The organism is Micromonospora avicenniae, from assembly GCF_900156065.1.
Taxonomy (GTDB): Bacteria; Actinomycetota; Actinomycetes; order Mycobacteriales; family Micromonosporaceae; genus Micromonospora; species Micromonospora avicenniae.
Genome location: NZ_FTNF01000026.1, coordinates 1 through 12,436, shown reverse-complemented (window position 1 = coordinate 12,436; position 12,436 = coordinate 1). Strand labels below are relative to the sequence as shown.

Sequence of the window (12,436 nt, the reverse complement as noted above, 5' to 3'; positions counted from 1 at the left end):
ACAGGCGGACTCTGCGGGTTCCCCCGGCTGTGACCTGGACCATATGATGGCACCGGTTCAGGGCCGGGGGCATCGACAGGGTGCGCCACCTGGCACGACGACACGGAAGGCAGCCGGTAGTGGCCACCATCGACGACGCGGTGCACGCCGGGTCCGGCGCCTCCCGCCGTCGGCGGAGGCCGCGGGGTGGGCTGGTCACCATCGCGACGGTGGTCGCGCTGCTCGCGGCGATGGGGCTCACCGTGCACGGGCTCGGTGCCGCCGACAACGCGGTCGCCAACTACGACGCGAGCGCCTGGCTGTGGAGTGCGGCGCGCAGCGAGTTGGCCCGGGTCAACGGGGTCACCGCGCGCGTCGACACGCGCACCGAGGTGCCGGGCACCCGGCGGCATCCGATGGAGGTCACCCAGACCGACCGGATGCTCATCCTGCGCGACCGGAGCACGGGGCAGGTCAGCTCGTTGGACCTGGCAACGTTGCAGATGACCGGGACCACGCGGACCACGCCCGGGCTGGGGGTCAACGTCGCGTTGCACGAGGACGCGGCCTTCGTGATCGACGCCGTGCAAGGCGTGGTGCGGCAGTTGGATCCGCGTTCGCTCATGCCCGTCGGCGAGCCGGTCCGATACCTCCCGGGCATCACCGGCGGCTCGTTCGACAGTGCGGGTCGACTCTGGATCGGGGTGCCGAGTGAGGGCACGGTCTCGGCGGTCACCGCCGCCGACCTGCCGGACAATGCCGCGTCGGCGTCTCCCAGGGCCGGGCTCAGCCCGCTTCGGGTCGAGACGTACCGCGTGGCAGATCCCGCGCACGAGCTGGTGATCTCCACCCTGGATGACGGGGTCGCGGTGCTCGACCGCACCGCGGGTGCCCTGGTCACGGTACGCGAGGGCACGGTCCGGCCGACGAGGCTCACGGTGACTTCGCCGGGCGCGCTTCCGGCGCGTACCAGCGGGCCGAGGGTGCCCGTCACGGTGCCCGGGGAACGGCGGGTGCACGTGGTGGCCGAGGGTGGCGGTGAGGTGGGCGCCTTCACCGTGCCGGGCAGCGGCGACCAGCTCAGTCCGGCGGTCGCCTGGGCGGACCGGTTCTACTGTGCCGACGAGGCGACCGGCACGATCTACACGTTCGACACCCAGGGCAGGCTCGTCGACACCATCCGCGGTAAGGCGACCGGTCCGCTGGAGCTGGAGGTGCGGGAGAACCACCTCTTCATCAACGCGCCCGACTCGGCGACCGCCCGGGTGGTGGACGACAAGCACCAGGTCCGCGAGGTCGACAAGTACGCCAACGACGTGCTCGGCGGTGACCCGCCGCCGGCTCCCCCGCCGCCACCGCCGCCGAAGAAGCCGAAGGTCGGCAAGCCGGGCGCGCCGCGCAGCGTGACCGCCGCCGCGGGCAACGCGCAGGCTCGGGTGAGTTGGCGGCCGGCACCCGCCAACGGCGCCGCGATCATCCGCTACGTGGTGGAGGGCGCCGGGCAGCGGCACGAGGTGGGCGCCAACCAGCGGGCCGTGGAGATCAAGGGCTTGACCAACGGCGAGACCTACCGGTTCTCGGTGCACGCGGTCAACGCCAAGGGCGCGGGCCCGTCACGGAGCAGCAATCGGGTCACGCCGACGGCCGCCGTGCCCGACCCACCGGCCAGGGTCACCGCGCAGGAACGGCCGGACGGCACCGTCCTGGTCAAGTGGCCGGCCGCGAACGGGCAGGGCAACAAGATCGCGCGGTACGCGGTGACCGCGTCCTCGGCAGGCGCGAACGCCCCGGTCGGCGAGTCCACGAAGACCGAGCTCGTGGTGCCCGCGGGTGAACTGGAGTACGGGACGCAGTACGCGTTCACGGTGGTCTCGGTGAACGACAGGGGCGTGGCGTCGGCAACGTCCCCGGTGAGCAACACGGTGGTGCCGTACACGGCGCCGGGACGTCCGGCCGGACTGCGGGCCGGCACGGTGCCGGACCGGCCCGGCACGGTCTCGCTGCGCTGGGCACCGGCCGAGCCGAACGGCCGACCGGTCACGAAGTACCTGCTCGACGTGGGCGGCAGGACCAGCGAGGTGAACGACACCCGGGCCACGGTGGACGGGCTGGGCAACGGACGGAACGTCACCGTGCGGGTGAAGGCGGTCAACGAGGCCGGAGCCGGCCCGGAGGCGACCGCGACCGCCCGTACGGTCGCCGAGCCGCGGGTCACGGTGACCGGCTCGTCGGCGACCGCCACCTCGGCCACGGTGTCGTTCACCGTGGACGCCGGTGGCGGCAAGGCGACCTGCACGTTGAGCGCGCCGGGCGAGCCGACGAAGGCCGGCAACTGCACCGGCATCACGATGAGCGGTCTGGCCCCGGGCACGAAGTACACGTTCACGGTGACCGCGAGCAACGCCGCCGGCCGCGGCACGGCCACCCGCGCCCAGACCACGAACAACCTGCACGGCATCGCCACCTGCAACAACGGCGACTCCGGCGAGGAAGCCACGTACTGCGACAAGGACGTGGACGGCCGCAACGGCAACGAGATCTTCGCGGTGACCCGGCAGGACAACGACCGGCAGGTCGGCTGGGCGAAGCCGGGCACCCGGCTGAAGGCGTACTGCAAGAAGCGGGGCGAAGAGGTGTACGCCTACATCTACAACAAGAACAAGCGCAGCACCTGGTGGGTGCAGGTCGCGTACGAGGGGAAGAACTACATTCCCTGGGCCTGGCTGAACCTGGAGGGCGGCGACAACATCAACGTCCTGCCCACCTGCTGACCCGCCCCAGGCAAGGAGCGCCACGCACGTGAACACCCACGAACCGCTCACCCAGCCGGAGGTGCAGGGCTTCGCCGCTCTCGCCGCCCGGCTGGCCGAGAACGTCAACGCGGTCGTCCTGGGCAAACCGCAGGTGGTCCGGCTCGCGCTCACCGCGCTCTTCGCCCAGGGGCACGTACTGCTGGAGGACGTCCCCGGCGTCGGTAAGACCACGCTCGCGCGGGCGATCGCGGCTACCGTGCAGGGCAAGTGGCGGCGGATCCAGTTCACCCCGGACCTGCTTCCCTCGGACGTCTCCGGGGTGACCATCTTCAATCAGGCCACCCGGGACTTCGAATTCCACCCGGGGCCGGTGTTCGCCAACATCGTCATCGCCGACGAGATCAACCGCGCCTCACCGAAGACCCAGTCGGCGCTGCTCGAGGTCATGGAGGAACGCACGGTCACCGTGGACGGTGTCCGGCATCAGGTGCCGCAGCCGTTCCTGGTGGTGGCCACGCAGAACCCGGTGGAGATGGACGGCACCTACCGGCTGCCGGAGGCACAGCTCGACCGGTTCCTGGTGAAGCTCTCCGTCGGCTACCCGGACGAGGCGGTCGAGGTGGAGGTGCTGCGCGGGGCGACCGTCCGCTCCCCGGAGGCGCTCGCCGCCGTCACCGACACGGCCACCGTCGGAGAGATGATCCAAATGGCCCGCCGGGTGCACATCGCCGAGCCGCTCTACGCGTACGCGGTGCGGCTCGCCGCGGCCACGCGGACCCATCCGCAGGTACGCGTCGGCGTCAGCCCGCGGGGAGTCATCGCGTTGACCCGCGCCGCGTGCGCGTACGCGCTCATCGACGGCCGGGGCTGGATCATGCCGGAGGATCTGAAGACGCTGGCGGAGCCGGTCTTCGCGCACCGGCTGCTGCTGACCCCGGAGGCGCAGGTGCGTGGGGTGACCGCCGCCGAGGTGCTGCGTCAGGCGATCGCCTCGGTACCGGTCCCGCTGCCCTCCGGCCAGCCGGCCCCGGTGCAGGGGTGACCGGCCGCACCGGCATGGCTGTCACCGCCCGGGGGATCGGGCTGCTCGTCGCGGCTGTCGTACTGCTCGGCGTCGGCGGCCGGTTCGCGTACCCCGAGTTGACGCTGCTCGGCGCGGCGGCCGGCGTCGCGGTCGGCTACGCCGCCCTGGTCGCGGCCTGGCGGCCCCGGCTGACCGTCATCCGCACCGCCTCCCCCGACCGGGTGGGGCGTGGCGAGCCCGCCACCATGGAGCTGACCGTCCGCAACACGGGGCGGCTGCGGGCGGTGAACCTCCTCGCCGAGGACCGCTGCGACGACCGGTGGGTGCCCGTCCCACTGCTCCGGCTCCGACCGGGCCGGGACACCGCCGTCCGGTACGACGTGCCCACCGTACGCCGGGGTGTGGTCCGGGTGGGACCGCTGCGGGTGACCCGCCGGGATCCGCTGGGGTTGGTCGCGTCGGCCCGCCCGTACGGCGGCAGCGTGCCGATCTGGGTGCACCCGCGGATCCACCCGCTCAACGCGGTACCGACCGGCGCGGGGCGCAGCCTCGACGGCCGCACCGACGCCGTACCGCACGGGTCGATCACGTTCGATTCGCTCCGGGAGTACGTGATCGGCGACGAGTTGCGCCGGGTGCACTGGCGCACCAGCGCCCGGGTGGGCGAGCTGATGGTGCGGGAGAACGTGGACACCAGCCTGCCCCGCATCGTGGTGCTGCTGGACAACCGCGCCGCCGCGCACCCGTACGGCGGCGGGCCGTCCGAGTCGTTCGAAGCCTGCTGCGAGGCCGCGGCGTCGATCATCACCGCGGCGCACCGGGCCGACCTGCCCGCGATCCTGCTGCTCGTGGCCGAGGACAGCGTCCCGGCGACGACGGGCAGCGGCACGACGGTAGGCGCCGTACGCGGATGGGCCGGCCTGCGCGCCCGCCGCCGTCCGGCCGAACACGCCGACGCCGCCCCGGACGGCGGGGCCTCCCCGGCCGGCCCACTGGACCGGCTCGCCGCTGCCGAACTCGTCGCCGGTGACGGCGACCTGCAGGCGACCGTGACGCGCCTGCGACGCGACCGGCTCGGCGACACGCTGGTCTTCCTCACCGGGCCGGGCGGCCGGGGCGACCTCGGGCACGTCGGGGCGCTGCGCGGCGCGTACCCCTCGGTGGTGGTCGGGGTCGTCGGCGCGGCCGACCCGACGCCGCCGGGAGCGGCCGGCCTGGTGGTGATCGACGCCGCCGACGGGGCCGCATTCGCCGCCGAGTGGGACCGGGTCAGGCGATGGTGACCACCCCCGACGGACGGACACCGGCCGAGGTGGACCCGGACGGCCGGGCCGCCCGGCCGAGCCGCCGACCGGGCAGGTGGCATCGGATGGCGGCCGCGCTGCGGGCGGTGCCCGTTCCGCTCGCGCTGATCGCCATGACCGCGCTGGCGGGCGAGGTGCTCGGCCGGGTGTACGCGGGACCACTGCTACCGCGACTGGTGGCCGGTGCCGCGTTCGGTTCGGTGCTGGTCAGCGTGGCCGCCCGGCGGCTGCCGTCCTGGCTGGTCGCGCCGCTGTCGGTGCTGGCGATGGCGGGCTGGACCGCCTGGTCGATGCGGCAGGCCGCCGTGCTCGCCGGCCTGCCGGGCAGCCTGGCCGACGTGACCGTGGACGCCGCGCGTAACGGCATCCCCCGGCTGCTCACCGCGATGATCCCGATCGAACCCACGCCCGACACGGTGCTCGTACCGCTGGTGGCAACCTGGCTGGCAGGGCTGACCGGTGCCGAGGTGGCGCTGCGGGCCGGCCGGGTGCTCGCCGGTTATCTGCCCCCGGTGCTGCTCTACGCGGGCGCGCTCTACGTGGTCGGGCCGAACGCCGCGCCGGCCCTCTGGCCCACCGTCGTCTTCGTGGCGATCGCGGCCCTCGGCCTGGTCGCCTCCGCCCGACCGGGCCCGGACGCCCGTGCAGCCCTGGACGTCGGGATGGCACCGGCACTGCGGGCCGCCGTGCGGATCCGGCTCGCGGCCGGCGCGGCGTTCGGGACGGGGATCGTGGTCGGCCTGGTCGCCGCGATCGGTCCGACGGTCGTCGCGCAGGTCGACGGCCGGCCCGTGGACCCCCGCCGGTATGTGGAGCCGCCGCAGGTGGAGACGTTGGACGAGAATCCGCTGGTCCGGATCTCCGGTTGGGCGCTGCACCCGGAGCAGGAGCTGCTGCGGGTACGTACCGACCGGCCGGACGGGGTTCCGGCGCCCGGTGCGGCCGCGTCGCCCGGCACCGATCACACGGGACCGGCCGCTGACCTGCCGCGCGGGGACGGCGTCCGGATCCGGCTGGCGGTGCTGAGCGACTACGACGGGGTCACCTGGCGGGTCGGTGCGACGTACCGAAACGCCGGGCGGATCCTGCCAACGGCCACCCCAGCGCCCGGCAGCACCGTGGAGACCGTCCGGCAGGAGATCACCATCGGTGAGCTGAGCGGCCGGCTGCTGCCGGCGGTCGCCACACCCCGTGAGGTCAGCGGCGCGCGGGTGGCGTACGACCCGTCGACGGGCACCTTGATCCGGCCGGAGGGGCTGGCCCCGGGGCTGCGGTACACGGTCACCTCGGACCGGGAGCGTCCGGACGAGAACCTGCTCGCCATCGCGAACGTACCGGCCGGTGACCCGGTGGCCCGGGTGCTGCGGGTGGCCGACGGGGTGCCCGAGCCGCTGCGCCGCCTCGCCGCCCAGCTCGCCGAGGAGAACGGCGCACCGTACGCACGCGCCACGGCAGTCGAGCAGTTCCTCGCCGAGCACTACCGACTGGTGGCGGACGCGCCGAGCGGGCACGCGTACCCGAACCTGGCCTTCTTCCTCTTCGGCCCCCGCAACGCCGGCGGGCAGCGCGGCACGTCGGAGCAGTTCGCGGCCGCGTTCGCGGTGCTCGGCCGGCTCACCGGGTTGCCGACCCGGGTGGTGGTCGGCTTCGAGTCGACCGGGGACGGGCCGGTACGGGCAGGTGCCGCGTACGCCTGGCCGGAGGTGCTCTTCGACGGGCTCGGCTGGGTGCCGTTCGACCCCCTGCCCCGCCCCGACGAGGAGCCCCGGCCGGTGGAGGAGGACTTCCGCCCCGTACCGGACGACCCACCACCGTCCGAGGCGCCGGAACCGACCGTGCAGCCCACCGCCGCACCCGAGCCGGCGGCCGCAGCGGACAGGCCGACCGAGGACCGGGACGTGCCGACGCCGGTGCTGGTCGGCGGCGGTGCCGGCGGTCTGCTGCTGCTGGTCGGGGCCGTCCTGCTCACCCTGCTCGCGATGCGCCGGGCGCTGACCCGTGGCCGGCTCGAACGGGGTGACCCCGGCGAGCGCATCGCCGGCGCCTGGCGGGAGGTCACCGACGCGCTGCGGCTGGCCGGCCAGCCGGTCGGCGCCGATCTGGCCGCCACCGAGGTGGCCGTACGCGCCCGCCACGCCTTCGAGCCCACCCGTCCCGGCGCGGCAGCCACCAGTCCCGGCGGGCACGGGGTGGCCGCCGGCATCGACGAACTGGCCGACCTACTCAACCAGGTCGGCTTCGCGCCCAGCACCGTCACCGGCGAGCAGGCCGTCCAGGCCAAAGGCATCGCTCAGGCCTACGTGGACAGCCTCCGCGCCACCCGATCCCGCTGGCGCCGGCTGCTGTGGTCCATCCATCCCGGCCCGCTGCGCTGGCGCTGATCGATCGCGGAGGAGCTGGGCGGCGCCTCCTTCACTCGCCCCGGATCCGGCGGCCAATGGGGGCGACACCTCTTCTGTGTGAACGCGGGTTCGTGACTTCCTTTGATGTCCTCCGATGTCGTTCTGCCCTGCACAGTGAAGCTTCTTTACCGACCTGTGTCGTCTGGTGCCGCTCGTTGCTGCTGCTCTCGCTGCTCCTCGCTGCCTCGGCCCCCTGCCCTCTTACTTGGCATCAGCCTGTCGGCAGCCTGGACTTGGTCCTCGTCGAGGACGCGCTCGTGCCTGCGGCGCCTGTAGGCCACGAGGCTCGCGTCGGTGGCACCAGGTAGTTTGCCGAAAGTGAGTATGGGGATCTACTTTCAAGGGCTCGAAGCCTCGGAGCTGCCCGCGAACCCGACGGGTTTCGAGGCCCTGTCCGCACCGTGCGCTTCGGCGCTGGTCGCAGCACCTCAGCGGTACAGCTCGCCGGGGTATGAGTCCAGCTGGCCGTTGTTCCGCTTCACCATGAGGTGATATTGCGGCCTTCGGTGTTCAGCTTGTCGGTGGTCCTCGATCCAGATGGTCTCGCCGGCTTGGACCAGGACAGGGCGCTCGGGCACGAAGTTCCGCCAATGAGTGATCAACGTCAAGCGGTCCGCCTGCTCAGGCACCCCCCTGTATGGCCTGCTCATGCTGGGGCCGACGTATCGGCTCTTCTTGCTCATGTGTCCCCCAGTCGGTCGCCCGTCCGTCACGGTGCTACATGGCTTAGGAACTGTGGGTACGGCCAGACGTCGCGCGGCAGTGACGTGGGTTGACCTGCACCAGTCTGCCGGTGGGCACGTCCAGGAGCTGACCGCCGTCGACGGTCAGCTCCCATGCCAACGGGCACGGCGACCGAAGAATTATGAGATCAAAATGAGCGACCCGGCGAGCTGGGGACATGAGCGTCTAGCAGCGGAAACACCTCTCGACATCTCACACCAGTCCCCCGCCGTCGATCGACCTCTTGCGGACCAGTTGCGGACCGCCCGCGTCTGAGTGGATCAAGCGCCATTCGCCCGGCCGACAGCCCGCCCCGATCCGGCTACTCTCCTTCGGTCACTCGGAAGGGCGCGTAGCCGACGGGAAGTCGCGTCACTTCTAGGTCACTGAAGACCAAGGTGAGGTTGTGCCCGTTCATCTCAATGCGGACCTCATGGAAGTCGATTCCCACGCGCTCGGCCCACTCCTGGGCGCGCCGCGAATCGGCAATCCGGTGTGCTCCGGGGTAAAGAGACTGCCATCTCACCGCCCACACGTAGCCATCGAGATCCGGCCCGATCTCCGGGTCCGTCAGCCCTTCGTCCAAGGACTCGCGCCAGGTATCCGGGCTCAGGGCCGTAGTCGCCTCGGCCACGACGCAGCACTCGAAGAGGTAACGGAGGTCCGCCGGCTGGATGCCCGTGCTCGGGTCGGCGGTCGCGTAGACGATGACCTCGTAGTCGCGCATGTAGTCGGTGTAGGCGTGGTACAGCACCGCCTGGTCGAAGATGTCGTCCAAGGCCCGATCCAACTGGCTGATCTCCATGCCGCCGGTTCTACCAGCACGGGGACTCTTCGTCTGCCACGTACCGCTCCTCTGCCTGAAGCCCATCTCCGCCGTGAGTCCGCACATCGTGGAACGGGCCTGCTCCCCGGTGTCAACACAAAGATCCACCGTGTTGACACCGGGGAGCAGGCCCGTTCGGCTTCGCCCGGAGTCACGGTGGAGGTGGGCGGCCCCCATCTCTGTCGAAGATCCCCGCCGGAGGCATCGGTTCCGGGTACTTGGCGCAGTCTGCAATCGGCCGGCGCGCCGGCCGATGCCGGCGCTTGCGCCGCCAGCAGGCCGAGCGCGTCCGGCGCGGCCCGCTTGCGGGCCGCCTTGATCCTTAAGAGGGCAATTCGGCAACGCCTTCGGTTCTTGAATCCTCAAGACGCATCCCGGGTTCCAGCGGCTCGGCGTGCATGCGCTTCTAAAGCCGAGTACACCCACTTAGAGACTGTCGGGTTGCCAGGTAGGTCCGTAAGGTCGACGGCTGCCCATCGGGCTTCGGAGATCTCCCCATTTGGCCTGATCTCGTCCGAGGTTGCGTGCACGCGGACGATCTTCAGGTGCCCCTGTTTGCCCCCGCTGGTGGTCAGGTGTTCCTCCAGCACGATGGCGAACGAGTCCAACTCAATGCTCAGTTCCTCGATGCACTCACGCCTGGCCGCTTGCTCTGGGGTCTCCCGGGCTGGCTTGTATCCGCCTCCCGGCAGGCTCCACAGGGATTGGTCGCCGTAGCTGTGTTGGACGAGGAGCACTCGGTCAGCGTCGACCGGGTGCATGATCAGCGCTTTCACGCCGTAGGTGGTCGGCTTGGCGATCCGCCAGTACAGCCGCCGCATGCGGTAGAGCAGTTTGAACGCGAACGGCGGAATCCTCATACGGCCATCCAATCGGTGAGCCATGCGGTGCGGTAAGCGGACCCCCGGGGCTGTCGTATCAGCTCGGAAGATCCTGTGCGGCGCGGACGATGAGCCGCCGTGCGTCTTCTCCGGTGACGGCTTCATTCCAGAGTCGGTCGATGGCCTTGGCGTACGCGGCGGCTTCGTCGTCTCGGTGGGTCGTCTCGCCGACGAAGGTTTCCACGATGGCGACGTCGTCGTACATCTGGAAGGAGTTCTGCGGGGTAGTGACGAGTTGTACCCCAAGCGGCAGGATGCCGAAGCGGATGTTCGGTACGCCGACCACGGTTTGCAGCCGGTCGAGCTGGCCGCGCATGACCTCGGGCGAGGACAGCAGCCACCCCAGTACGGGCTCGGCTAGCAGGAACTCGAACCGCTTGCTGGTGTCGTACAACAGGTGCTGACGCTGCATGCGGGTGGCTACGGCGGCGTCCACGTCGACGATGTCGAGGTTGTGCAGCTCGACCATCTCGGTGAGGACGCGGCGGGCGTAGTCGGCGGTCTGAAGCAGCCCGGGTACGTACACGGTCTCGAAGTGCCGGATCAGGCGCGATTCGGCGACAAGCTTGTTGTAGCTGTCTTGAACGGCGGCTTGGCCTTGGCGCATCCGGCGGCGGAAGCTGCGGTGCGCGGCCTGGACCTCGCCGAGCATCCGCAACAGTTCCTGAGCGGCGGTGTCGTCGGCACCGCAGGCCCGTGCCCACGCGTACAGGTCGGCGGGCGCCGGCATCTGCCGGCCGTTCTCCAGTCGGGAGACCTTCGACGGTGCCCACCCGTTCGCGTCGGCGAGCTGCTTGCCGGACAGGCCGGCCTGCGTGCGCAGGGCACGCAGGCGATCGGCCAGTCCTTCGGGCTGGGTCAGCCACTCTTCGATCGGGTTCATCGCATGACTTCCTCGTGCTAGGCGGCTGCGCTCCGCGCTTTGGTTGGAGCGGCGTGGTGGACTGCCAGGTCCCGCCACGCACACGCCTGCACCACGGTCGCCGGGTCAGTCACCAGCTCATTGCTGATCCGGTGGCCGACCTCGTCGAACCGCATCATGATCAGTCGGCTGGAGTCCAGCAACCACCAGTCGACGTCGCCGGCTGCGGGCAGCAAACCGACCTCATGCGCTCTCGCCCGCGTCAGGTAGTGGATCTCCTCGCCGGCTTCGACGTTCCACCGGCCGATCCAACGTTCCCACCGCTGGTAGTCGGTCGGCGGGTCCTCGTGCACCCGCACGCGTTCGATTCGCTTGCCCTGCTGCGTCAACTCGGTGATCTGCTCGAACCAGGCGGCAAGCCCGGGAACCTCAGTCGGGGGCTCCGGGTCACCGGCCAAGAACTTCGCCACCGTGTCGTGCTCGCTGGGCTCCAGGTACGCCGGCTGGAGCTCCAACCGGAACGCGGTGTGATCGAACGTGCGGAGCTGGTCGGCGAACTCGTCGTCGGTGAGCGGTGTTCCCATGGTCAGCCCATCTCGCGCAGGCGGTCGAGCACGTTCGCCGGAACGAAGACGCCGTCCTCGTTGTCCGCCAGCTGGCGAAGCTGCGCGCGAGTCTCGTCATCGAGCTTGATGCCCTGGACGACGTAGCCGCCCTCGGTCTTGTACAGCGCCGGGCAGCCGCCGCCTCCGGAGGTGGCGTCTTTCCACAGGAACTCCAGGTTCCGCATCCTCAGGCCCCTTCCCATCGCTGCGCCCCGCGACGCAGATGACTCGATGCTGCACTGCTGAGCATCTTCACGCAATCGCCCCCGTTGCTGACTAGACAACCGGGGCGAGTTGGTGCGGGTGACGGAACCTGGCGAACCCGAGTCTAGAGCAATTGCGCGCAATTGCTTGACGATGCGCGAGACAGCAAGCATCATCGAACTGCGCCGCGAAGCCGGCGACGAACCAAGTCAAGGGCCGGGGAAGCCGGCCGACTCAACCAGGGAGGTGTGGGGCATGGCTGTCCCGAACTCGATCAAGATTCCGGTTTCGTTCGACTTCGTCTTCCCGCGTGGGGCGCTGTTCCTCGGTGTGGAGCCGGTGACGGACTTCGACAAACGCGGTCAGGGCGATGACCAGGCGCGGGACAAGGACACGGGCGAGCGCCTGTGGGTGGTCAGGGTCATGGACCTGGACCCGGAGGCCGGCAAGTTCACCACGAAGGAAGTGAAGGTGAAGATCGCTGCGCCTCAGCAGCCGGTGCCGCCGGAGTCGAGGGTTCCGGGCTATCCGCCGGCGGTGGAGTTCACCGACGTGACGTTGACGCCGTATGTGGACTCGCAGCGGTGCAAGGGCAACGCGCCGAAGTGCAAGGCCCGGCAGGCGTGGTCGATCCGCGCCGGGGCCATGACGGAGCCGGCCGCGATCCAGCAGGCGGCCTGACCAGATCACGTCGCGCGGGGCGGGACTCGCCCGCCAAGACAACTCCCGCCCCGCGCCTCACCCTCATCTCCCTGAAAGGAGCTGGGCTAATGCCCACGCTAGTGCCGCGTCAGGCAACGTTTGCCCTGTTGACTACCTCGCGTAGGCGTTCGTCGGCGGCGTGCTTGTTCCGCCAGATGATGTAGCGGCGGA

Annotated in this window: 10 protein-coding genes; 5 read left to right on the top strand and 5 right to left on the bottom strand. The window is 70.8% G+C overall.

What is annotated here, in order from left to right:
- The first annotated feature begins 119 nt into the window (after positions 1 to 119).
- From BXA10_RS26420 to BXA10_RS26405, 4 genes are read left to right on the top strand one after another with little or no spacing between them, the layout of a single operon-like run.
- A complete protein-coding gene (locus BXA10_RS26420; protein WP_076473561.1) occupies positions 120 to 2,750 on the top strand; it encodes a fibronectin type III domain-containing protein in 2,631 nt (876 codons plus the stop codon).
- A 28-nt stretch (positions 2,751 to 2,778) separates the two neighbouring features.
- The gene (locus tag BXA10_RS26415; protein ID WP_076473560.1) at positions 2,779 to 3,774 is read left to right on the top strand and encodes an AAA family ATPase; all 996 of its coding nucleotides are present in this window, start codon (positions 2,779 to 2,781) and stop codon (positions 3,772 to 3,774) included.
- Positions 3,775 to 3,788: 14 nt separating this feature from the next.
- Positions 3,789 to 5,039, top strand: coding sequence for a DUF58 domain-containing protein (locus BXA10_RS26410; RefSeq protein WP_076473605.1), 1,251 nt, complete (start codon positions 3,789 to 3,791; stop codon positions 5,037 to 5,039).
- Entirely contained in the window at positions 5,015 to 7,441 is a 2,427-nt protein-coding gene (locus BXA10_RS26405; protein ID WP_425436122.1) for a transglutaminase TgpA family protein, read from the top strand. Before BXA10_RS26410 ends, BXA10_RS26405 begins: the two co-directional genes overlap by 25 nt.
- Positions 7,442 to 8,507: 1,066 nt before the next feature.
- Here BXA10_RS26405 and BXA10_RS26395 read toward each other — a convergent pair.
- The 5 genes from BXA10_RS26395 to BXA10_RS26375 form a co-directional block, all read right to left on the bottom strand.
- Complete coding sequence (locus BXA10_RS26395; RefSeq protein WP_076473603.1) at positions 8,508 to 8,990, bottom strand: YxiG-like protein; 483 nt, start codon at positions 8,988 to 8,990, stop codon at positions 8,508 to 8,510.
- Between the two features lie 383 nt (positions 8,991 to 9,373).
- Positions 9,374 to 9,871 (bottom strand): NUDIX domain-containing protein, encoded by a 498-nt coding sequence (locus BXA10_RS26390; RefSeq protein WP_076473558.1) that lies wholly within the window; start codon positions 9,869 to 9,871, stop codon positions 9,374 to 9,376.
- A gap of 58 nt (positions 9,872 to 9,929) precedes the next feature.
- A complete protein-coding gene (locus tag BXA10_RS26385; protein WP_076473557.1) occupies positions 9,930 to 10,775 on the bottom strand; it encodes a helix-turn-helix domain-containing protein in 846 nt (281 codons plus the stop codon).
- A 17-nt stretch (positions 10,776 to 10,792) separates the two neighbouring features.
- Positions 10,793 to 11,338, bottom strand: coding sequence for a DUF6879 family protein (locus tag BXA10_RS26380; protein ID WP_084753340.1), 546 nt, complete (start codon positions 11,336 to 11,338; stop codon positions 10,793 to 10,795).
- A 2-nt stretch (positions 11,339 to 11,340) separates the two neighbouring features.
- Positions 11,341 to 11,544 (bottom strand): lipid A biosynthesis lauroyl acyltransferase, encoded by a 204-nt coding sequence (locus BXA10_RS26375; protein WP_091346970.1) that lies wholly within the window; start codon positions 11,542 to 11,544, stop codon positions 11,341 to 11,343.
- Between the two features lie 166 nt (positions 11,545 to 11,710).
- Between BXA10_RS26375 and BXA10_RS26370 the strand changes: the two genes are divergently transcribed.
- Positions 11,711 to 12,244 (top strand): hypothetical protein, encoded by a 534-nt coding sequence (locus BXA10_RS26370; RefSeq protein ID WP_425436121.1) that lies wholly within the window; start codon positions 11,711 to 11,713, stop codon positions 12,242 to 12,244.
- Positions 12,245 to 12,436 lie beyond the last annotated feature (192 nt).

What these genes read in the sequence shown, in the direction of transcription:
- BXA10_RS26410 (WP_076473605.1), top strand. Translation starts at nt 3,789, where the DNA reads ATGGCTGTCACCGCCCGGGGGATCGGGCTGCTCGTCGCGGCTGTCGTA.
- BXA10_RS26395 (WP_076473603.1), bottom strand. Translation starts at nt 8,990, where the DNA reads ATGGAGATCAGCCAGTTGGATCGGGCCTTGGACGACATCTTCGACCAG.
- BXA10_RS26390 (WP_076473558.1), bottom strand. Translation starts at nt 9,871, where the DNA reads ATGAGGATTCCGCCGTTCGCGTTCAAACTGCTCTACCGCATGCGGCGG.
- BXA10_RS26385 (WP_076473557.1), bottom strand. Translation starts at nt 10,775, where the DNA reads ATGAACCCGATCGAAGAGTGGCTGACCCAGCCCGAAGGACTGGCCGAT.
- BXA10_RS26380 (WP_084753340.1), bottom strand. Translation starts at nt 11,338, where the DNA reads ATGGGAACACCGCTCACCGACGACGAGTTCGCCGACCAGCTCCGCACG.
- BXA10_RS26375 (WP_091346970.1), bottom strand. Translation starts at nt 11,544, where the DNA reads ATGCGGAACCTGGAGTTCCTGTGGAAAGACGCCACCTCCGGAGGCGGC.